Origin of the sequence: Bradyrhizobium sp. HKCCYLS3070, assembly GCF_051167575.1 — a bacterium.
In the GTDB taxonomy this organism is placed as follows: Bacteria; Pseudomonadota; Alphaproteobacteria; order Rhizobiales; family Xanthobacteraceae; genus Bradyrhizobium.
In genome coordinates this window covers 61,124-82,679 of sequence record NZ_JBNPTI010000019.1, presented here as the reverse complement: position 1 = coordinate 82,679, position 21,556 = coordinate 61,124, and the positions used below count along the sequence as shown (strand labels likewise).

The 21,556-nt window shown below is 65.7% G+C and carries 19 protein-coding genes; 10 read left to right on the top strand and 9 right to left on the bottom strand.

Features of this window, described 5'->3' with window-relative positions; genetic code table 11:
- Positions 1 to 1,216: 1,216 nt before the first annotated feature.
- From ACQR03_RS31800 to ACQR03_RS31790, 3 genes are all read right to left on the bottom strand, one after another.
- Positions 1,217 to 1,444 carry a hypothetical protein gene (locus tag ACQR03_RS31800; RefSeq protein ID WP_315718641.1) on the bottom strand — a complete coding sequence of 76 codons (228 nt, stop codon included), beginning with the start codon at positions 1,442 to 1,444 and terminating at the stop codon, positions 1,217 to 1,219.
- 330 nt (positions 1,445 to 1,774) lie between these two features.
- Positions 1,775 to 1,984 (bottom strand): PRC-barrel domain containing protein, encoded by a 210-nt coding sequence (locus ACQR03_RS31795; RefSeq protein ID WP_315718640.1) that lies wholly within the window; start codon positions 1,982 to 1,984, stop codon positions 1,775 to 1,777.
- Between the two features lie 143 nt (positions 1,985 to 2,127).
- On the bottom strand, positions 2,128 to 3,795 hold the full coding sequence (locus ACQR03_RS31790; RefSeq protein ID WP_316193980.1) for a tannase/feruloyl esterase family alpha/beta hydrolase: 1,668 nt from the start codon (positions 3,793 to 3,795) through the stop codon (positions 2,128 to 2,130).
- Positions 3,796 to 3,981: 186 nt separating this feature from the next.
- Between ACQR03_RS31790 and ACQR03_RS31785 the strand changes: the two genes are divergently transcribed.
- Positions 3,982 to 5,340, top strand: coding sequence for an LLM class flavin-dependent oxidoreductase (locus tag ACQR03_RS31785; protein WP_434842244.1), 1,359 nt, complete (start codon positions 3,982 to 3,984; stop codon positions 5,338 to 5,340).
- A 24-nt stretch (positions 5,341 to 5,364) separates the two neighbouring features.
- Here ACQR03_RS31785 and ACQR03_RS31780 read toward each other — a convergent pair whose 3' ends face one another.
- The gene (locus tag ACQR03_RS31780; protein WP_316193982.1) at positions 5,365 to 6,015 is read right to left on the bottom strand and encodes an aspartate/glutamate racemase family protein; all 651 of its coding nucleotides are present in this window, start codon (positions 6,013 to 6,015) and stop codon (positions 5,365 to 5,367) included.
- A 113-nt stretch (positions 6,016 to 6,128) separates the two neighbouring features.
- Positions 6,129 to 6,791: an O-methyltransferase gene (locus ACQR03_RS31775; protein ID WP_316193983.1), complete on the bottom strand. Its 663-nt coding sequence runs from the start codon at positions 6,789 to 6,791 to the stop codon at positions 6,129 to 6,131.
- A gap of 93 nt (positions 6,792 to 6,884) precedes the next feature.
- Here ACQR03_RS31775 and ACQR03_RS31770 point away from each other — a divergent pair, with 93 nt between their 5' ends.
- From ACQR03_RS31770 to ACQR03_RS31730, 9 genes are all read left to right on the top strand, one after another.
- Positions 6,885 to 7,535 (top strand): TetR family transcriptional regulator, encoded by a 651-nt coding sequence (locus ACQR03_RS31770; RefSeq protein WP_316204461.1) that lies wholly within the window; start codon positions 6,885 to 6,887, stop codon positions 7,533 to 7,535.
- A 322-nt stretch (positions 7,536 to 7,857) separates the two neighbouring features.
- Entirely contained in the window at positions 7,858 to 8,385 is a 528-nt protein-coding gene (locus ACQR03_RS31765; protein ID WP_316193985.1) for a hypothetical protein, read from the top strand.
- A 78-nt stretch (positions 8,386 to 8,463) separates the two neighbouring features.
- Positions 8,464 to 8,724 carry a hypothetical protein gene (locus ACQR03_RS31760; protein ID WP_316193986.1) on the top strand — a complete coding sequence of 87 codons (261 nt, stop codon included), beginning with the start codon at positions 8,464 to 8,466 and terminating at the stop codon, positions 8,722 to 8,724.
- Positions 8,725 to 9,781: 1,057 nt separating this feature from the next.
- The gene (locus tag ACQR03_RS31755) at positions 9,782 to 10,780 is read left to right on the top strand and encodes an aliphatic sulfonate ABC transporter substrate-binding protein (protein ID WP_434842243.1); all 999 of its coding nucleotides are present in this window, start codon (positions 9,782 to 9,784) and stop codon (positions 10,778 to 10,780) included.
- An 81-nt stretch (positions 10,781 to 10,861) separates the two neighbouring features.
- Positions 10,862 to 11,482 carry a nitroreductase family protein gene (locus ACQR03_RS31750; protein ID WP_316203064.1) on the top strand — a complete coding sequence of 207 codons (621 nt, stop codon included), beginning with the start codon at positions 10,862 to 10,864 and terminating at the stop codon, positions 11,480 to 11,482.
- Between the two features lie 92 nt (positions 11,483 to 11,574).
- Positions 11,575 to 12,870, top strand: a complete 1,296-nt coding sequence (locus ACQR03_RS31745) for an O-acetylhomoserine aminocarboxypropyltransferase (RefSeq protein ID WP_315718465.1) — start codon at positions 11,575 to 11,577, stop codon at positions 12,868 to 12,870.
- Between the two features lie 4 nt (positions 12,871 to 12,874).
- Positions 12,875 to 13,657 carry an alpha/beta fold hydrolase gene (locus tag ACQR03_RS31740; protein ID WP_316203065.1) on the top strand — a complete coding sequence of 261 codons (783 nt, stop codon included), beginning with the start codon at positions 12,875 to 12,877 and terminating at the stop codon, positions 13,655 to 13,657.
- Between the two features lie 123 nt (positions 13,658 to 13,780).
- Positions 13,781 to 14,185 (top strand): BA14K family protein, encoded by a 405-nt coding sequence (locus tag ACQR03_RS31735; protein ID WP_316203066.1) that lies wholly within the window; start codon positions 13,781 to 13,783, stop codon positions 14,183 to 14,185.
- A 140-nt stretch (positions 14,186 to 14,325) separates the two neighbouring features.
- Positions 14,326 to 14,838 carry a hypothetical protein gene (locus ACQR03_RS31730; RefSeq protein WP_316176121.1) on the top strand — a complete coding sequence of 171 codons (513 nt, stop codon included), beginning with the start codon at positions 14,326 to 14,328 and terminating at the stop codon, positions 14,836 to 14,838.
- A gap of 60 nt (positions 14,839 to 14,898) precedes the next feature.
- Here ACQR03_RS31730 and cyoB read toward each other — a convergent pair whose 3' ends face one another.
- The 4 genes from cyoB to flgK all read right to left on the bottom strand — a co-directional run bounded on the left by cyoB (position 14,899) and on the right by flgK (position 21,540).
- The gene (gene cyoB, locus ACQR03_RS31725) at positions 14,899 to 16,902 is read right to left on the bottom strand and encodes a cytochrome o ubiquinol oxidase subunit I (protein ID WP_316203067.1); all 2,004 of its coding nucleotides are present in this window, start codon (positions 16,900 to 16,902) and stop codon (positions 14,899 to 14,901) included.
- A 15-nt stretch (positions 16,903 to 16,917) separates the two neighbouring features.
- Positions 16,918 to 18,687 (bottom strand): SDR family oxidoreductase, encoded by a 1,770-nt coding sequence (locus ACQR03_RS31720; protein ID WP_315754489.1) that lies wholly within the window; start codon positions 18,685 to 18,687, stop codon positions 16,918 to 16,920.
- A gap of 171 nt (positions 18,688 to 18,858) precedes the next feature.
- Positions 18,859 to 19,728, bottom strand: a complete 870-nt coding sequence (locus ACQR03_RS31715; protein WP_315754572.1) for a flagellin — start codon at positions 19,726 to 19,728, stop codon at positions 18,859 to 18,861.
- Positions 19,729 to 19,782: 54 nt separating this feature from the next.
- Positions 19,783 to 21,540, bottom strand: coding sequence for a flagellar hook-associated protein FlgK (gene flgK, locus ACQR03_RS31710; RefSeq protein WP_315754491.1), 1,758 nt, complete (start codon positions 21,538 to 21,540; stop codon positions 19,783 to 19,785).
- Positions 21,541 to 21,556 lie beyond the last annotated feature (16 nt).

Sequence of the window (21,556 nt, the reverse complement as noted above, 5' to 3'; positions counted from 1 at the left end):
CAAATACCATGGTGTTACCTTTGAAACATTGTCCGCCGAAGTCTTCTCGTCCGATCCCAGAACCAAAAGCCGAAGCCTTCAATCCCGAGACCCGCAAGGACTCCGCCGTCCACGTTTCTCTTTCTTCATCTTCACTTGTCAAACAGCCCGCACTTGTTAGTTCGCTTCGAACTAATTAGTGCATCAACTTCTTTGGTCTCTTTCACCGTGGAAGTCCCGATTGCCGGGGCGCTTCACATAGCTGATTTTGAGAGACCGTCAAGAGCCTTTCTGAAGAAAAACTCAGGAGCCAGTCGGAAGAAGAAACATCAAAGAAAACAACGTTGGTCCCGAAAGTCGGGGGCCTCAGTCATCAGTGATGTCCGGCTGGCGTGGTGGTGAGATAGTGCGATGCCGCATCCCGCGCAAGAACTTTTTGCGACGGCTGTGCAGAAATGTGGATAGCGCTGTCGCCGCCCACGCTCGGCCTCCTCACACGCCGTTTCTGTTCCATTTTGGAGCGGCGGGCGCGCGCAGCGTCAGGAATTGTCGCCTTCGGTTGCACCAGCGCACGATGCGAGTGCGGCATGGGCATCAGGACGAGATCCTTCCGCCGGACAAGGTTGGTCGGACAGACGCTGTCGAGATTGCTGGTGCCGATTTCGAGGGTCGCGATCCCCTCCCCCGCCTGCGACGATCGCGGCGCGGCGCGGAAACGCCAATGGTTCCGGACCGAACGGGTCGCTGAGCCCGGGATCGAAGTTCGCGGCGTCGCACACATTCGCGAATGCGAACTGGCATTGGTCTCGCCACCGCGAGCACGGAAGTGACGCCAGTGATACGATCGGCGATATTCGCAAGCCTAGCGGTGACGCGGCGGGGAATGGCTCGGCCGTCCCGGCCGGATCGGTCAGCCCTGTTGCCGCAAGCTCCGGAAATACCACCAGCCCGACGAGGGCGCCCTCGCCACCAACCAAACATGCTTCAATCAGCGCGGGCTTGGAATTGGTTGATCGTGCTCGCGTCTCTGGACTGACTTGCCCAACGCACGGACGTTACAGTCGCTTGGGACGTCGATCCTGTCGAGCGCGTCGTTGCAGCGATGCCAGCATCAATTCGAGCCCGCATGCAGCAAAAGCAGCCGCGGCATTGTTGCCTGGTCGACATTGTTGTCTGGTGACCTGCTGCGTGGTGACCTCCGCGGCGCCGCATCGTCCGAGGCCGGCGCGAGACGGCGTCAACGCGATCGCGGCGGAGTGCTGCGTGCCGGAGCCGTCAGGAAGCGATCGAGCTCGACGATCGCTTCGGCCTCGCGGGCGCGCCGCAGCTGCCTGGCCTGCTCGATGCCCGGGGGCAGACGTTTCGCCCTGTCTCGCGCTTCGCGCGCCATCTCCAGCAACCGCTCACCCAACGACATCGTCTGCTTGACACGCCGGCGCCGCTTCTTTTGACCTTCTACGTCCATGCGGGATTGCATCCAGTTTCATTGATGCGCATCGATGACTCTAGATCAGGAGCTGCCGCGCGCATCAACATAAGTGAATCGGCCGTGACCAACGTCGTCCGGGCGGCAGAGCAGCAGCGGCCGGCCGCGCCGGGAGCATCGAGGCTAGCCGCAGCGCCGCCGACGGCTCCTTCGCACGGCTGGGATGCGTGGACCGGGGGCGGTCTCTGCCCGCCCCGATCCCATCGGCTGATGCGCGCGGCTGGGCAGAACGAGCATGCGCTTTCGCCGCAGCGTCCGGAGCCAGTCCAGCACGTCGTTGCGCGACCTAAGTGGACGAGGCAATGCCACTCAGGCCTGCGCGAACTTGATGGTCGACACCGGCCAGCGGCCGTCATGGCCACCGATGGTGATGCGCAGACCGTGGAGTTCGTCAAGATGGACGTACTCCACTGTTCCGGCCTTGCCGTCGCTCAGCGCCACAGCCTTGCCGACCAGCTCGGTCTGCGCCCGTTCGAATTCGCGCAGGATGCAGAAGGCTCGCGTCTTGACGGCAACCATGAGGAACTTCGAGACCTGAGGGGGGAACCGCCGGGCAGCACAGGCCGCTCGACGGTCGTTCAAGTCGGCACGCGGACGCCGAACGTCAACCCGTCCTCAAGCAATCGTGCGCGCCGCAAGGCAGCGAGCGCCGGGCTTGCCCATCAGCGGCACTCGAAATTCGCCGCATCCTCGAGGCTGCCGCTGCCCTTGTAGGTCAGCACCTTCGGGAACGCGCAGAGATCGCGTGTGCGCCCGGGCCATGGCACATCGGGCGCGCGCCGCGCGGTGGCCCGGATCGCCTCGGGCGCCGCGGCCGTGCCCTCCACCCATCGGTCCAGCGCGGTCAGCAGGTCGAACTGATCGGTGGCGGGTCCGCCGCCGCAATGGTTCATGCCGGGAACCAGGAACAGCCGTGCGAAACCGTCGGCATCGGCGCCGTATTTGGTCTTGAGCTGATCGACATAGTCGACGGTGTCGAGCGCCGAGAAGATCGGATCGGCCGTGCCGTGATAGAACAGCATCTTGCCGCCCTTCGCCTTGAAGGCGTCGAGATCGGTCGAGGTCGCGGCCTCATATTCCATGCCGGCGTCGAAGCCGCCGGCGCCCTTCATCACCTTCCGCGGATCGCGGTCGAGATCGAAGTTGCGCACCCAGGCGACGAGATCCTCCGGCGTCTCCGGCGGGCTCATGAAATCATAGGCGACGCCGCCGGGAATGAGCGTGAGGTTGCGCGCATTGGGCGGACTCGCCTTGGGCGTACCGAGCTTCCAGGCGCGCCAGCCGGGCGCGGCGAGGCCGGGATCATACGGCCAGCGCGCATAGATCAATCCGCCCATGGAATTACGGCTGCCGTCGAACATCAGCTTGACGGCTTTCAGCTTGGGGACAGGCAGGCACTGCGAGTTCTGGCCCTCCTTGCAGGCGAGCGCGGCCGGATCGAAGCGGCAGGCCATGACGTCCTGCACCATGCCATCCTTGGCGCCGTCGGCGCCATCGCACGACGCGGTCACGGCATCGGCCACCAGCTTCAGGTCCTCGTCGCTCAGCGCGCTGCCGACATCGGCCTTGCCGTCCGGGCCGGGCGGCGCGATCGCCAGCAGCGCCTGCTCCTGCGCGATCACATCGATGCCGGCCAGCGGCACGCGATAGGCCGGCGCGCCGGCGATGACGCCGTCGAACAGCTCCGGGAATCGCTGCGTCACCGCCATCGCCTGGCGGCCGCCGTTGGAGCAGCCGGCGAAGTAGGACCGGCGCGGCGCCTTGCCGTACAGCTTCTCGGCCGCGGCCTTGGCGGCAGCAGCCACCGGCGGAATCGAGCTGTAGCCCTTGTCGCGCCGCGCCTGCGGATCGAGGCCGAACAGATAGGGCCCGAGCGGCCCCGGCTCCTCGAGATGGCCTGCGTCGGTCGAGGCCACGGCATAGCCGTTCGAGAGTCCGTTGGGCGGCGTGGTGCCGGTGAGCAGGCCGAGCGCCGGGCGCAGCACGCCGTCGACGCCGCCGCCGCCCTGAAAGACGACCTTGCCATTCCACGTCGCAGGCAATCGCAGCTCGTAGCCGACAGCATAGGGCTTGCCGTCGATGCCGGTACGCTCGTTGATCTTGCCCCGGACCAGGCAGTGATCCGGCGCAGGTGCGGTCGCGCCCGCAGGCGCGGGCGGCGCCAGTTGCACGCCGCCCGCAGCGACGAATTCCGCCGTGACGATGCGGCCGCTGCCGGAGAAGCCCTGAGCCAACGTGGCGCAGCTCGCCTTGAAATCCTCCGCATGCGCGGACGCCATGGCCGACGTCGTCAGCAAGACCGCGGTCAGCGCCGTCACACGGATCGTCATCACGGTCGTCCTCACACCTGCGGGCCAAGGCCCGTCACGCATCGTCGTTGCTTCGCGGCACGCTCGATCGCTTCCGACCATAGCCAAGCCTGCGCCCGCCGCAAGCGGCCGTGCGCATGGGTGCGATTGAAAACGTCAGCCGAAGCGTGCCATCTGATGGGTGTCAAGGAAGCGTCGAGGGACATCATGGCTGCGGACATCAGGTTGAATGCGTTTGCGATGAACTGCGTCGGGCACCAGTCGCCCGGCCTGTGGCGGCATCCGCGTGACCGTTCCTCCGACTACAATCGCCTGCCCTATTGGCTCGACCTCGCCAAGACCTTGGAGCGCGGCCGCTTCGACGGACTGTTTCTCGCCGACGTGCTCGGCGTCTACGATGTCTATGGCGGCAACCCCGACGCGGCGCTCCGCCACGCCATCCAGGTGCCGGTGAACGATCCGATGATGCTGATCTCGGCGATGGCCGCCGCGACCTCCCATCTCGGCTTCGGCGTCACCTGCACCTTGTCCTATGAGCCGCCCTACCCGTTCGCGCGGCGGATGTCGACGCTCGATCATCTCACCGAGGGCCGCATCGGCTGGAACATCGTCACCGGCTATCTCGACAGCGCCGCACGCGGCATGGGCAGGGAGCGCCAGACCGCGCATGACGATCGCTACGACGTCGCCGACGAGTACATGGAGGTCGTCTACAGACTGTGGGAAGGCAGCTGGGAGGACGACGCCGGCAAGCGCGACCGGACAAGCGGCGTGTTCACCGATCCCACGAAGGTTCACCGTGTCAGCCATCGCGGCGAGAACTACCAGCTCGACGCCATCCATCTCTGCGAGCCGTCGCCGCAGCGAACGCCGGTGCTGTATCAAGCCGGCACCTCGCCGCGCGGCCGCGTGTTCGCCGGCCGGCATGCCGAATGCGTGTTCATGTCCGGCCCGTCCGCCAAGATCATCGCGCCGCGCGTCGCCGCGATCCGCCAGGCCGCCGCCGACGCGGGTCGCGCGGGCAGCGACATCGTCATCTTCAGCATCGCCACCGTCGTGCTCGGCGAAACCGATGCGGCGGCCGAGGCGAAGTTCGCCGACTATCGCCGCTACATCGACCACGAGGCGTCGCTGACCTTGATGTCGGGCTGGACCGGCGTCGACTTCTCGACCTACGACCTCGACCAGCAGGTCCGCCACGTGCTCAACGATGCCGGCCGCAGTGCGATGGACAACGTCACGCGGGCCGATCCGGACCGGGTGTGGACCGTGCGCGAGGTTGCCGAGCATGTCGGCATCGGCGGTATCGGCCCGGTGTTCGTCGGCTCACCGGCGAAGGTCGCCGATCTCATCGAGAGCTGGATCGAGCAGACCGGCGTCGACGGCCTCAACCTCGCCTTTGCGCTGTCGCCGGAGAGTTTTGCCGATGTCGCGGACATGCTGGTGCCGGAGCTGACCCGGCGCGGCCGCTACAAGCAGGCCTACCAGCCGGGAACGCTGCGCGAAAAGCTGTTCGGCCGCGCCCGGCTCACGGCACCGCATCCGGCCGCGAGCTACCGGCCATGATGGGTCCGGCCGAGCCGAGGCGGCTCAGGCCGATAAGCGCTGCATCAGTTGCGTCACCGCTGCCGCGATCGGCTTGATGATCGGCACGGCGAATTGCCGCTGCAGCCGATCGGCGGCCTGCGCCAGCGGTCCGCCGCCGATGATCACGGCTTGCGCATTGTCGTCCGCGATGCAGGCGCGCGCGGCCGCAGCCAAAGCCGACGCAAGCCGCGCCGGATCGGCGGCGAGCGCGGCCGGATCGCCCTGGGTCAGCCGCGTCCCGGTGAACTGCGCCGACAGTCCGAGTTTCCCGGCGACATCTGCGATGCTCACGACCAGCGCCGGCGTCACCGTGGCGACGCCGAAGCGCCGCCCGCTTTGCGCGGCCTCACGCATCGACGCCTCCCCGATCCCGACGACCGGCAGTGAGCACGACGCCCGGATCTCATCCGCACCGGGATCGCCGTAGGCAGCGACAATGATGCCGTCGCACGCGCCGAGGTGTTCGCGCGCGATCTCGACCACTTCCGCGGCCGAGGCCGCAAGCGCCTCGGCATCAACGATCATGGCCGGCGCCCGCGTCGCGGTCGCGCCGACCACCTCAGCCCGGCCGGCGCAGCAGGCGGCCGCAATCGACACCATCATCGCGGTGGTCGTGGCCGAACTGTTGGGATTGATCAGGAGGATGCGGGGCATGAGGACGGTTGCTCAGATGACGAAGCTCTCCTCGTGAACAATCGTCGGCCAAAGGTCAACTCCAGGCCCATTCGCCTATGGGGTGGCGGGCGTCCGCCGTTCGTCGCCGGCGCTCACCCGATCCGCATCGACAATTCGACTTCGTCGCCGAACGGCACCGACAGATAGCCGTTATCAGGCGAACGGACGTAGGCGAGGTAGTCGGGGCTGTGGTCGGCATTGTCAGCGACGATGAACGCGCCGGCGCTGAGCCGGCTCTCGAGCAGCGCCAGGATATCGCCATACAGCGGCTTGGCGCCGTCGAGCAGCACGAGATCGATGGTCTCCGGCAGATCGGCGCTCAGCGTCTGCAGGGCGTCGCCCTGGCGGATCTCGACCAGATCGGCCAGGCCGCCCTCCGCGAGGTTGGCACGGGCACGGGCGACCTTGGACGGCTCGAACTCCGTGGTGATCAGCCGGCCGCCGCCATTGTCGCGCAGCGCCGCGGCGAGGAACAGCGTCGAGATGCCGAACGAGGTGCCGAATTCGACGATCGATCGCGCACCGACGCCGCGCGCCAGCATGTAGAGCAGCATGCCGGTGTCGCGCGACACGGGCAACGGAAAGTCCTTGAGCTGCGTGTAGAGCTCGACATGGCCGGACCGGCTGCGCATCAGTTGCGCGCCCCGTTCGGCCATGCCGGCGAAGATCGGGCTCGTCTCCGGCCGCAGCAACGTGGCCTCGGCAAGCAGGCGGTCCAGCAGCGGCGCCACCGGCTGGGTGGTCAGGGTGAGCATTGATATTCTCCGTGGTCTCGATGCGTGTCGTTTGCGTCGAAGTCAGAATACGAATAATCATTCGCATTCGCTAATCGCATTTCGGAACGCTCCATGGCCCCGGCTCGAAAAGCCCCGATTTCCCCGCGAAAACTGCCGCAACAGGCACGCTCGGCCGACCTCGTCGCGGCCATTCTGCAGGCGGCTGTTCAGGTTTTGACCAAGGAAGGCGCGCAACGTTTCACCACGGCCCGTGTCGCCGAGAAGGCCGGCGTCAGCGTCGGCTCGCTCTATCAGTACTTCCCGAACAAGGCGGCGATCCTGTTCAGGCTGCAGAGCGACGAGTGGCAGCAGACGACGAAACTGCTGCACGGCATTCTGGAGGACACGCGCCGTCCGCCTCTGACGCGATTGCGCGCGCTCGTTCACGCGTTCCTGCAATCGGAGTGCGACGAAGCCGCGGTGCGTGGCGCGCTCGACGACGCCGCCCCGCTCTATCGCGACGCGCCCGAGGCACGCCAGGCCAGGGCCAGTGGCCGCCGCGCCATGCTCGCCTTCATGCGCGAGGTGCTGCCTGGTGCCGGAGAGGCCGAGCGCGCGCGGGTCGCCGACCTGATCAAGACGACGCTCGGCCAGGTCGGCAAGCACTTCTCGGAGACACCGCGCAGCCGGGCCGAGATATCGGCCTATGCCGATGCGATGGCCGACATGTTCTGTGCGTACCTCTCCACCGCGAACAAGCCTCACAAACGTAAGGCCGGGTAGTCCTAGAGCCGGCGCGTCTCCGGTCAAGCGGCCTCTCGGGGCACTCCCGCCATGCGCGGGCTTGTCCCGCGCACCACGCCTCTCCCACGCAAACTGGGAACCTCTGCACGGCCACGGGCTGCCGCGACACTACGTTGACTTGATGCCGTCGTATCCCAGATCGCCGCTAACTTGATGCAGCGCCGCCGGTCGGGGGCCCGCAGCCAACAACGGACCTATCATCAGAGTCCGGGAGTGTCTGTTAAGGGCGATTATCGGACTCCAAATCACCGCCTTGAACGCTTGGCGATTTAGCGGCAGGTTTACCTGGTTGGAGGAACCCATGGCCGTCATCACGACAATTGTTGCGATTGCCGCCGTTCTGATCTCCGCGATGCAGTGGCTTACCGCGAAACAGAAGATCGCCGTCGATGCTCTCGAAAACCGCCTCGAAATTTACGAAGACATCGTATCGATGGTCGCTGAGTTTTCCGGAAGTGGAAACTTTCCGGTCGAATTGCACAAAAGATTCATCCAGACGATGAGGCGAGCCCGCTTCTATTTCGGGCCGGAAGTCGACGAGTACCTCGACACGCTGCGTCTAGCAATGCACCGGGGTGATGGCAGCCTCGGCTTCCGGCAAAACCTCTCGGAGGAGGAGTTCGTCAACGTATTCGACATGGTCGACGAGAGCTTCGAGACGCTAGATCGAATGTTCGTGCCGTATATGCGTAACGATCAGCGGATGCCGTTGGCCTGGTGGTCTAGTTGGAAACAGCAAATCGGCTCAAATCGGTCCGATCTGAGACGCCGAGTTGCTTCCGTCGGGAAGAAGCCAAAGGGCCAATCTGGTCCCTGGGGTTCTAAATGAAATCGTCGTCAACGTGACCGTCACAGGCTAACGTTGCTTCGGTCGAAAGGTCCCCCAACACTAGGCTGGAGAACTCCAATGGCGCGCGACCTCTATGACGCAATGAACGTTTTAACGATTGATCTCGGGAAAGCCGTCATAGGGCGTTACGATAGTGCAGATGAAGCGGCCAAGATGATCGCAGGCACGTCCATCAACTTACCCGCCCGCATCTTTAGCTACCTAGAGCGAGAAATGGCGTTCGCCAAGGAAGAGTGGGCACCAAACACTAGCTTCGATCCGCCAACCGGCGTCATGGTCATCAACGGGATCAGAGTAAACCGGGATGACGACACTTAATCATCCGCCTCACTCCTGGGCGTCCGAGAAAGGCTGAATGCGGATGCCGCCGGCTCGATCGCAGAGGTCTGCCTTAGTCACGGGCTGTCCTCCCGAACGTGCCCACTCCGCGGCTCCTGCCCCCCATGGCTGCCGGCTCGGCGCACCGCGCAAGTCTGCGGGCTTCGGCCAAATCCGCTCGTGAGCTCCCGCGCTTCATTTCGGCCGGCAGTTCGATCGGACATGCCCGCCCAGACCGCTGCGGAGAGGCGCTAAGACGTCATGGCCGGGCCGAGGCCCTGCCATGCCGTCGCGGCAGAGGGGCGTGATATGCCGAAGCCCCAGGGCTTGCGTGACGAGCCAATGGCTTCTCCTCGCGCGTGCACGACGAAACAGAATTCGCCCGCATTCTCAGGCTGATTTGCCCTGTCCAGTCCCGCCACGAAAAATATTCTTGTTTCTTTTTTTCAGAATTCATGATTGTATCACCCCATCCCGCCCGATCGAGAGGGGCGCTTCGCGAACGTCACGAAACGTTGGTGCGGGATGCGATGGCCGGTTCTCGTCGCAGCGTGCGTCAAGCGCGCGGACGAACGATGGGAGCCGGACGGCGAAATCGCGTGGTCCTGATACTCCGATGCTAGTATCAAGTCTGCGACGAGGCTCGGCTTCGCGCAGGCGACGGTGGCCAGAAAGCTCGGCGCGCCGGGGAGAACGCGTATAAGCCGTAAGCCCGTTGCGCAGGGAAGGCCGGATGTCCGGCTGATCCTGTGGTAACCGCCGCGTGCTTCCTTTTTTGCACGCGGGCCATGGGTGTCAGTCGACGCCCGGCCTTCCCTGTGCCCTCTCTCGATGGAGGGACGAACGGCAGACATCTCTCGGACGCTCTGCGCGTGGCGAGGATGCGAACGGCTGTCTCGTCAGATCTCGCGCGCCAAGAAAACAAAACTTCTCGCGGCATGGGCACATGAGAAACTTTCCTCTCCATATGAACAGATCTGCAAAATTGCGCAGGGCTGACGATCCTGCGAATGATCCTGGACAATTGCATGCAACCGCCTGTTTGGGAGATTGCCGAATGACACCGTCCTTCAGCGGCCTGCGTCGCGCGCGGCCCTTGCATCTCGTCCGTCGCGGCGTCCTGATGATGGCCGCGGCCCTGCTCGGCGCGCTCGCCACGTCGCAAGCCGACGCAGCCGAGACGCTGCGCATCGGCTATCAGAGATCCTCGACCCTGATCGCCCTCCTCAAAACCCATGGCGAGTTGGAGAAGGCGCTGGCGCCGCTCGGCATCAAGGTGTCGTGGCACGAATTCTCCAGCGGCCTGCCGCTGCTGGAAGCGATCAACATCGGCAGCATCGATGTCGGCGCCGATGTCGCCGATACCGTCCCGGTGTTCGCGCAGGCCGCGGGCGCGAGGCTCGCTTATGTCGCCGAGGAGGCCGCCTCGCCGTCGGCGCAGGCGATCCTCGTGGCAACGGCTTCGCCGGCCAAGACGCTCGCTGAGCTGAAAGGCAGGAAGATCGCGGTGACCAAGGGCGCCGGCAGCCACTATCTGCTGCTCGCCGCGCTCGCCAAAGCGGGTCTCACCTTCAAGGACATCACCCCCGCCTATCTGCCGCCCGCCGACGGCAGGACCGCTTTCGTCAGCAACAATGTCGATGCCTGGGTCGCGTGGGATCCGTTCCTGACCAGCACCATCCGCCAGTCAGGGGCGCGCGTGCTCGCGGACGGCAGCGACGGGCTTGCCAGCTACAAGCGCTACTATCTCGCATCCGCCGACTACGCCGCCGGGCATGGCGACGCCCTCAACGTCATCTACGGCAAGCTCGTCGAAACCGGCAAATGGGTGAAGGCCAATCCGGCCGCCGCGGCGAGCCAGCTCGCTGCCCTGTGGGGCATCGATGCCGCCACCGTCGAGGAGGCCAACAGCCACCGCTCCTACCAGGTCGGCGCGGTCACCGCGGCCGGCCTGTCGGAACAGCAGAAGATCGCGGATGCTTTCCTGGCGGAGCGCGTGCTGCCGGCGAAGGTGGACACATCGGCGTTGGCGATCTGGACTCCCAAAGCGCCGTGAGCCACACAGGAGCCGAGATTGTGCCCGGCAGCGAAGCGCGGCACGAGGCCCGACGACGAGCCTGAACGAAGGAGACCACCCGTGACTGCCCATCTTCCCCCGCCGACCGGCCGCATCACCGAGCATCCGGCGCATCGCATCTTCGTCGATCGCTGGTCGCCGCGCGGCTTCAGCGACGAGGCGCTTCCCGAGACGGAGCTCCTGACCTTCATCGAGGCGGCACGCTGGGCGCCCTCCTCCTACAACTCGCAGCCCTGGCGCTTCCTCTACGCGCTGCGCGGCTCGGCCGAGTTCGACACCTTCCTGGCGCCGCTGGTCGAGTTCAACCGCGGCTGGGCGCAGCATGCCGCGGCGATCGTCTACGTGCTGTCGAAGAAGACCTTCATCCCGGCGGGCAAGACCGAGCCGGCACCGACGCGCACGCATTCCTTCGATGCCGGCGCGGCCTGGGCCAATTTCGCCAACCAGGCCGCGTTGTCCGGCTGGATCACCCATGGCATGAGCGGCTTCGACGTCGCCGCCGCACAGGCAGCGCTCGGGGTACCCGACGGTTTCGCCGTGGAGATCGCGATCGCGGTCGGCCGCAAGGGCGATGGCGAAAAGCTGCCGGCCATGCTGAAGGAGCGCGAGAAGCCGAGCGCACGCCTGTCCATCGCCGAGATCGCCTCGGCCGGCCTGTTCCCGCAGCGCTTCGGCGGCTGATCGATGTCGCAGGGGCGGCGCGCCGCGCCGCTCCTGACGGACCGCGAAATCTGTGGCAGAAGATGCGATCTGCTTGAGGAGAGTTGATCCGCATGCCGCCGCCGAAACCGCCCGCCTTCGAGACCCTGAGCCTGCACGCGGGCCAGCACCCGGATCCCGCGACCGGCGCCCGCGCGGTGCCGATCTATCAGACCACGTCCTATGTGTTCGACGACACCGAGCACGCCGCGGCGCTGTTCAATCTCGAACGCGCCGGCCACATCTATACCCGCATCTCCAACCCGACCACGGCCGTGCTCGAAGAGCGGCTCGCCGCGCTCGAAGGCGGCGTCGGCGCGGTCTGCACCGCGAGCGGCCAGGCGGCGCTGCATCTGGCCATCGCCACGCTTCTGAATGCGGGCGATCACATCGTGGCCTCCTCCTCGCTCTATGGCGGCACCATCAACCTGCTCGCGCACACGCTGCCGCGCTTCGGCATCACCACGAGCTTCGTCAAGCCCAGGGATCACGACGGTTTCCGCGCTGCGATCAAGCCGAACACGCGGCTCCTGATCGGCGAGACCCTCGGCAACCCCGGCCTCGAGGTGCTGGACATCCCCAAGGTCTCGGCGATCGCGCACGCGGCCGGCGTGCCGCTCCTGATCGACAACACCTTCGCCACGCCCTATCTGAGCCAGCCGATTTCCCAGGGCGCCGACATCGTGATGCACTCCGCGACCAAGTGGCTCGGCGGCCATGGCATCGCGATCGGCGGCGCGATCATCGATGGCGGCCGGTTCGACTGGCGCGCCTCGGCCAAGTTCCCGCAGCTCACCGAGCCCTATGCCGGCTATCATGGCATCGTCTTCGACGAGCAGTTCGGCGCGGCCGCCTTCATCATGCGCGCGCGGACCGAAGGCCTGCGCGATTTCGGCGCCTGCCTGTCGCCGACCAACGCGTTCCATCTGCTGCAGGGCGTCGAGACGCTGCATCTGCGCATGGAGCGGCACGTCACCAACACCCGCGCGGTGCTGGAGGCGCTGACCGCCAACAAGGCCGTCGACTGGGTGCTGCATCCTTCGCTCGAGACGCATCCGGACCATGCGCTCGCCAAGGAGCTGTTGCCGCGCGGCGCCGGCTCGATCATCTCGTTCGGCATCAAGGGCGGACGTCCCGCGGGGCGCAAGTTCATCGAGAGCCTGAAGCTGATCAGCCATCTCGCCAATGTCGGCGACGCCAAGACGCTGGTGATCCACCCCGCCTCGACCACGCATCAGCAGATGGACGCAGCCCAGCTCGCCGCGGCCGGAATCGGCGAGGAGCTGATCCGGCTCTCGGTCGGCATCGAGGCGGCCGGCGACATCATCGACGATCTCGGACAGGCGCTGCGCGCCTCGCAGAAGGTGTGAGCCCATGCAACTGTCGATCGGAGATCATGAGGTCTTCGCTGCCACGGGCGGCCGCGAGTTCGATTCGTCCCTGCCCGCCGTCGTCTTCATCCATGGCGCCGGCTTCGATCATTCGGTCTGGGCGCTGCACAGCCGCTGGTTCGCCCATCACGGCTTTGCCGTGCTGGCGCCCGATCTGCCGGGCCATGGCCGCTCGACGGGGCCGGCGCTGCCGACCATCACCGCCATGGCGGATTGGATCGTCGCGCTGTTGCAGGCGGTGAACGCGAAGCCCGCTCACCTGATCGGGCATTCGATGGGGTCGCTGATTGCGCTGAATGCCGCGGCGCGCCATCCCGATCGCGTGTCGGCGCTCAGCCTGATCGGCACCGCGGCAGCGATGACGGTCGGACCTGACCTCCTGAAGGCCGCCGAAGCCAACGATCACGCCGCCATCGACATGGTCTCGATCTGGGGCCTCGGTTTTGCCGCCGAGCTCGGCGGCAGCCGCGCGCCCGGGCTGTGGATGCATGGCGGCGCGCAGGCGACCCTGGAGCGCTGCGCGCCGGGCGTGCTGTTCAACGATCTCTCCGCCTGCAACGCCTATCAGGATGCGCTGGCAGCGGCGGCCAGGATCAAGGTTCCGACGCGGCTGATCCTCGGCGAGAAGGACATGATGACGCCGCTGAAGGCCGGCAAGGCGCTGGCGGCTGCAATCGCGCAATCGCGCACCATCGTGCTGCCCGGCGCGGGGCATACGATGATGACGGAATGTCCGGATGCGCTGCTCGACGCGCTGATCGAGTAGCTTGCGGTCACGGTTCGCTCTTTGCTGCGACCTCGTGCCGCCGACATGCTCCTTTGCAGCGCGGAACGGAGGGCGACGGCGAGCCGTTGCCCTCCGGCACAACGAACAGAAAGGAGCACGCAGATGGATCTGCGCAAACTCTTGACGGTCGCCACCATCGGAACGATGTCGCTCGCGGCCGCATCGCCGCTCGCCGCCGCGCCGTTGCTGCCGAACCACCCGGCGCCGGCCGCCGCCACGCAGAACGCGACCGAGCTGCAGCAGGTGCAATATCGCCACTGGCGCGGCGGCTACGGTCATCGCCACGGCTATTACGGCCATCGCTATGGCGGGCATCGCCACGGCTACGGTGCGGGTGCCGCCGCCCTGGGCGGTCTCGCGGCCGGCGCGATCATCGGTGGCGCCATCGCCAACAGCCGCGCCGAGGCCGCCAACGCCCAGGCCTATTGCGCCCAGCGCTTCCGGTCCTACGACCCGGGCTCCGGCACCTATCTCGGCAATGACGGCCTGCGCCATTCCTGCCCGTAGCGACATCAAGGCCGATGCCGGTCTCCGGCATCGGCCGCCGCCTGGACCCATGGCGCGTGACAAAACGTCCGCTGCGACAAATGCAACGAAGTTCGTCTCGTCCGGTTGAGTATGAGCCTGAATCAACGGGAGACATCAGGATGGTCACCTTCAAAGCCGCCGCGACGCTCGCCATCGCCGGCGCACTTTCTGTATCCACGCTGCACTCGGTATCGGCTGCGCCGCTGACGTCGCTGTCGGCAGCCGCCAAACCGGGCGCCGAAAGCTCGAATGCCGTCCAGGTCCGCTACGGCGGCTGGCATGGCGGCTGGGGCGGCGGTGCCGCAATCGGCGCGGGGCTGTTGGCGGGTGCCCTGATCGGATCGGCGATCGCCGCCCCCTCCTACTATGGCGGCTACGCGCCCTATCCCTACTACGGCGGGTATCGCTACGCTGCCTATCCCTACGGCTATGGCGGCTACTACCCGGCCTACCGCCCCTATTACGGCGGCTACGGCTACGGCTACAGCTACGTGCCGCGCCCGATCTATCGCAGCTACGGCTATTCCTATGGCCCGCGGCCGTGGCGCCACAGCTACGGCTATTACCGCGGTCCGGGTTGGGGCCATCACCGCCACGGCCATGGCGTGATCCGCGCCCATCATCGCTGGTGATGTGAATTCGCCGGTGCGTGCGGCTGGCCCGACGCACCGGCAGCTTCCCTTCGATGGGTCTCAGGCCCCGGCAGCCGCTGACGACGACAATCCCTGCCGCGCTTCGATGATGCCCCGATCGATCCGGGCGACCTCCGCCGCAGGGATGACGTACTCGTCGTGATCGCGCCAGGCAAACACGACGAATGTCGCCAACGCGCCCATTGCGCCGAGCGCCACCATCCACCAGATGTGCCAGATCAGCGCGAAGCCCATGACCGTGGCGAAGAAGGCGCAGACGAATCCCGTGGGGGAGTTTTTTGGCAGCTCGATGTCCTGATAGTCCTTTTCCCGCGTATGGGGCTGCTGGTCTTTTGCATTTTCCTTGATCCGCCAATACGCATCCTGCCCCGTCACATTCGGCAGCACCGCAAAATTGAACACCGGCGGCGGTGAGGACGTGGCCCATTCGAGCGAGCGGCCGTCCCAGGGGTCGCCGGTCGTGTCGCGCAGGAGATCGCGATCGCGGATGCTGAAGACCAGTTGGAGAATCTGAAGAATGACGCCGATCGCGAGCAGCGCCGTGCCGAACGTCGCAACCGCAAGCCAGGGACGCCATTCCGCGACATCGTAGTGCTGCATCCGTCGGGTCATGCCGAGCAGGCCGACGACATAGAGCGGCATGAAGGTCACGTAGAAGCCAATGAGGGTGAACCAGAACGCCGCCTTGCCCCAGCTCTCATACAGCCGGAAGCCGAACGCCTTTGGAAACCAGTAAGTGACACCCGCGAACACCCCGAACAGCACGCCGCCGATGATGACGTTGTGGAAATGGGCGACTAGGAACAGGCTGTTGTGCAGCAGGAAATCCGCCGGCGGCACCGCGACAAGCACGCCGGTCAGCCCGCCGATCATGAAGGTGATCATGAAGCCGACCGACCACAGCATGGGCGTCGTGAAGCGCACCCGCCCGCCATACATCGTGAACAGCCAATTATAGATCTTCACGCCCGTGGGCACCGCGATGATCATGCTGGCAATGCCGAAGATCGCGTTCACGTCGGGGCCCGCGCCCATCGTGAAGAAATGATGCAGCCAGACCATGAAGGAGATGACGCAGATCGCCATGGTCGCCAACACCATCGAGCGATAGCCGAACAGCGACTTGCTCGAGAACGTCGCGACCACCTCGGAGTAGATCCCGAACGCCGGCAGAACCAGGATGTAGACCTCGGGATGCCCCCAGGCCCAGATCAGGTTCATGAACATCATCATGTTGCCGCCGGCCTCGTTGGTGAAAAAGTGGAAGCCGAAATAGCGGTCGAGCATCAGCATCGTCAGCGTCGCCGTGAGGATCGGAAACGCCGCGACGATCAGCAGGTTCGTTGCCAGCGTGGTCCAGCAGAACATCGGCATGCGCAGATAGCTCATGCCCCGGGTGCGCAGCTTGAGGACGGTGGTGACCAGGTTGATGCCGCTGACCAGGGTCCCGACGCCGGAGATCTCCAGCGCCCAGATGTAATAGTCCACGCCGACTCCCGGCGAGTAGGTCAACTCCGACAAGGGCGGGAACGGCAGCCAGCCGGTGCGCGCGAACTCGCCGACCACGAGGGACACGTTGACCAGCAGCGCGCCGGTGGCCGTGAGCCAGAAGCCGACGGAGTTCAGCGTGGGAAAGGCGACATCCCGTACCCCGAGCTGCAGCGGCACGACCAGATTCATCAGCCCGATCACGAACGGCATCGCCACGAAGAAGATCATGATAGTGCCGTGGGCGGAGAAGATCTGGTTGTAGTGCTCCGGCGGAAGATAGCCGTTGGAATGAAACGCCACCGCCTGCTGCGTTCGCATCATGATCGCATCGGTGCCGCCACGCAGCAGCATCATGAAGGCGAGCAGCATGTACATCACGCCGATCCGCTTGTGATCGACGCTGGTGATCCATTCACGCCAGAGATAAGGGAAGTACCCCTTCGCCAAGACCCATACGAGGACACCGAGGATCGCCACCAGCACGAGGCCTGCGGCCACGAGCGGGATGGGCTGGCCAAAGGGGATCGCCGACCAATCGAGCTTGCCGAGCATGGACGCCCCCGGGGATCAGCGGGTAATATGTCGGCGCGATGGCCGCGAAGGCCGGCGGGCGCGCGCAAGAGCAACCAACGCGATGCCTCCGAGCCCAAGTGCCAATCCAATTCTGCTGAGCTGCCCGGCCGGCGGCAGCTTCTTGCGCACGAGCCAGCCGCCGCTCACCGCGGTGCCAGCGGCGATCGGCGCCAACACGGCACCTGTGCTGCGTGGTGCGCCCTTCGCGCGCGACAACAGGAAACGGAACGCCGTGCTCAGGAGTCGCTCGGTCGGCCAGCGCGCCAGGGCATAGGAGATCTGCCCGAGCCGCGCCGGCCAGCCGACGGCGACTTCGTCGTGAGGAGCGCGGATCAACTGCAAGAACGTCTCGGCGACGTCCTCGGGCCGATACAGCAGCGGTCCTGGACCGAGATTGCGGCCGGACATGTTGGCGCCATGCACGAAGCCGGGCGTGTCGACCATCGCGGGGAATACGCTGCAGACGTGGATATCCTTGTGACCGGCGAGTTCCTGACGCAAGCTCGCCGAGAAGCCGCGGAGGCCGAACTTGCTGGCGGTGTAGGCGGCGGCGAACGGAGTCGGAGCCCATCCGCCGAGCGAGATGTTGTTGATCAAGGTTCCGCGCTGCTGCCGCAGGAAGACCGGCAGAACCGCATAGGCACCGTTCATCGTCCCCAGCAGATTGACCTCGATGGTCTTACGGTGGAGCGCGATGTCGGCGTCCTGATAGGCGCCGAACACCCCGGTTCCGGCGTTGTTGATCCAGACATCGATGCCACCGAACGTCTGCACGGCCTGATCGGCCAAGTGCATGACCGCGGCTGCATCGGTCACGTCGGTGCCGACGGCGATGGCGCGCCCGCCAAGGGTTTCGCATTCGGCCGCGACATCTTTCAGAACGTCCACGCGCCGCGCGGCCAGCACGATGCTGGCCCCTTCCCGCGCCAAGGCGAGTGCCGTCGCCCGGCCGATGCCGCTCGAGGCGCCCGTCACCACGACGCGCGTTCCCTTCAGATCACGCATCAGCCGGCGCGCCTCGGGGGAGGCATCCAGCAGCCAGCCGAGCGCGCGGCGCAGCTGGTGCGCGCCGCCGGTGTCGAACCATCGGCCATGGGAAAAGATTACGCGTTCGGGCGCCAGCGCAATCAACCGCGCCGCCGCGAGCCGGACGGCACGGCCGCCGAGCCGCAGCAGCATCCGCAGATGGGTCGGTGCCTTGCCATCAGGCGCGGTGATCCCGAGCAGATTCGCCGCGGTCCGCGCCACGATGCCCAGACCTTCCGGTGCCAGGTTCTGCACGAGGTCTGTCAGGACGAGTGTGCGGCTCGGCCCGTGAAACAGCTCCACTTCGGTGAACATCGGTGCGGCAACGAGCACCAACTGGATATCTGCGGACCATTCGTCCGGCGTGACATCGGTCAGCTCACGATCGATACGCAGGCCGCTGCGGCGAACCTGCTGGCGCTCTGCCAAGCCCGGCGCAGCGAAGACCTGCGCATTCGGCAGGGCCGCCTGCCAGTCCGGCAGGAACATCCAGTGCGCGACGTTGGGCGCGAGCAGATATTTGATGGGTCCCAGCTGCTCCAGCTCCTCCCGCAGCGCATGAGTGAAGCGCGTGGGCGAGTGCAGCAGCAGATCACCGCTCGACAGGCGGATCACCGTCATGCGCACGGAGAGCGGCAGTCCGGCGGCCCGAATCCGGCCGCCGTCGACGATCCACACATTGTCCGCCACGGGCCGCAAGCCATGGCCGTCGCTTCGAGGCTGAGTTATCTGGTCCATGAGAGTTCCGCCGACGAGATGCCCGTCAACAAACCTCCGGCGCGGCGCATGGTTTCAATCGGCTGGGAATGCGGATCCCAAGGCCGGCCGCCGGCAAGGTCTATGCCCGCCCGGCAGATCCGGCTCTGCTCGGGTCCCTGCGCCCTGCATCGCCGCGCGATAAGTCGGGGCTCAACGCAGGTAACTGGCCAGGTTCAGGCTCTGGATCTTGGAGATGGCGGTATAACTCGCCGTGAGCTGGGCTTGATAAGTCGAGAGCTGGGCGGTCACCGCCGCCACATCGACGCTGGTCAGGTCGGTCGCCAGGCTCTCGGCATAGCTCTTGTAATCGGTCTGCTGCGACTTCGCGCTCTCGATCCGGGACGCCGCATCGGAGAGCTTGGCCTGTACCGTGGCGACATCGTCGACCGCCTGATCGGCAAGCGACAGCGCGGAGGTGATGTCGGTTCCGGACAGGGTCGAGCTGTTGGCCACGAACTTCAGGACCCGCATGACTTCCTCGAACGCCGGGTTGTCGGCAGTAACGCCATAGGTGACCGACTGCCCATCGGAAACCCGGACCGTGGCAAGCTCGCTGTCGCCCTGAAAATAGCTGGTATCCGTCGTGGTCAACGATCCCGTGCCGGAAGCGAAGCTCGACGTATCGACCGCCGCCGTCGCGGTCCGCGCACCGCCGAACAGATATTGCCCGTCGTACTGGGTGTTCAGAATGCCCGACATCTGCTGCAGCAACTGCTGCGCACTGCTGATCGCGGACGTGGTTCCCGTGCTGCTGCCGGAGCTCGCAGCGCTCAGGGCCGTGCGCAGCTGACTGACGATGTCCGACACCTGCCCCACGGCAGAGTACATGACCTGCACTTTGCTGTCCGCCAGAGTCGCAGCGTCGATGTAGGACTGCGCCCGCGCGACGGAGACCTGCAGATTGACGACGTGCTGGGTGTCGGCGCCGTAACCGGCGAGATACTCGGCCTTCAGCCCCGAGGCCTCCTGCACCTGGAGGTTGGCCATGGTCGCCTGCGTCCGCAGCGCGCCCGTGATCATCTGGTCGGAGTTCGAGAATGTCGCAATCCGCATCGTCATGATGTGCACTCCGGACTAGGTCGATTGCACGGCAGTGAGCAGCGACGAGAACATGCTGTTGACCACGGAGATCAGCTGCGAGGCGGCAGCGTATTTGTTCTGAAGCGAGCTCAGCCGCGCCGTCTCCTCGTCGAGGTTGACGCCCGATTGCGAGGACAGCGAACTGGCATAGCTCGACTGGGCCGTCGACTTCGCGGTGTAGGCAGTGGAGGCCTGCGACGCCTTGCTGGCGACATTGGCGACGATCGCCGCGGCGTAGTCGGCGAACGAGCCGGTCGTTGCGCTCAGGCCGCCAGCCGACGCGAAGCTGGTCGAGCCGGTCAGCTTGTCAACGAGCGCGTCGATGACCGTCGCCGAGCCGGCCGTCAGCACCTGGCTGCCGGTCATCAACGTCGCGGAGCCGTCGAGCGTGCCGGTGGGCAGACCGGCCGCGCCGCTCAGGATGCTGCTGTTGACGGCAAAATTGGCGGCGCTCGTGCCGGTGACGAGGTCATTCATGCCGAAATAGTCGGAGAAGCCGCTGCCGCCGACCGCGCTGGTCATGTCGTTGATCGCGATGCCGTTCGACGACGACGTGGCGCTGATCGACAGGTGTCCGCTGGAATCGATCGAGGCGGAGACCCCGGAGATGCCGTTGAGCGCCGTGACCAGATCGCCCACCGTCGCATAGGACGACAGGTCGAGATCCTCGTACGAAACGAGATTGCCGCTCTGGTCAGCCACGGCGATGCGGACCGTTCCGGACGCCGACAGGGCCGTCGTACTGCTGACGCTCGCCGACCCGGTCAGAGCGGTCGGAGGTGGAACGGCCGATGCGCCATTGGTGATCGCATTCAGCGACGATTTCAGCTGCGAGGCCAGCTGATCGAGCTGGGTCTGCGCGGCCGGCAGGGTCTCGTCCCGCAACGTGACCAGCGAACCGATCTTGCCCGACGTGATCTGCGACGTGACGTCGACGCCGTCGACCATGATGCCGCTGAAGCCGCCGGACGCATAGCTCGACGCCGCCGAGACATTCGCCGAGGCCGTATAGCTAAGCGTGTGCGCCGAGCTGTCGACGAGAGCTCGCCCCGACGAGGTATAGACCTGAAGGTCGCCGTCCGACGCCGCGTAGTAGCTGACGTTCATATAGGACGAAAGGTCCTGCAACGCGGCATTGCGCTCGTCCTCGAGATCGGCGGTCGATTGGCCGGACGCCGCCATCTTGCGGATCTCGACATTGAGATCGGCGATCTGTTGCAGGTCGTCGTTGGCGCTCTGAACCGACGACGCGATGTCCTTGTCGGCGTTGGCCCGCAACGTCTGCACACCGCTCGACGTGCTGCGCAGCTGGCTGGCGAAGTCATCCAGCGCGCTGACGACTGCCGATTGCAGCGAAACACTGCTGGGCGAGCTCGCCAGCGACGACAAGGCGGACTCCAGCGATGCCAGCGAGTTTGCCAGCGACGTTCCCGTCGTCGAGGTGCCGGATGTGGACGCGCTGCCGAACAGCTGCTGCAGTTGCGTCAGATAGTTGTTCGTGGTGTCGGCCGCGCCGAGCTCCGAATTGGCTCCGATCAAGGATTTCAGCAGCAGCTTGTCGACATTGCTCGAAATGCCGGTAATGGAAACGCCGGTCCCGATTCCGCCGGTCACGTTCGTGACCTGGTTGGCCGTCTTCTGCGTATACCCCTTCGTGTCGGCGTTCGAGATGTTCGACGACGCCACGCTGATCTGCAGCTCCGTGGCCGAGATGCCGCTGAAGGCGACCAGCCGTGCTATGTCGAGCGACATTGCCCTACTCCCGCTG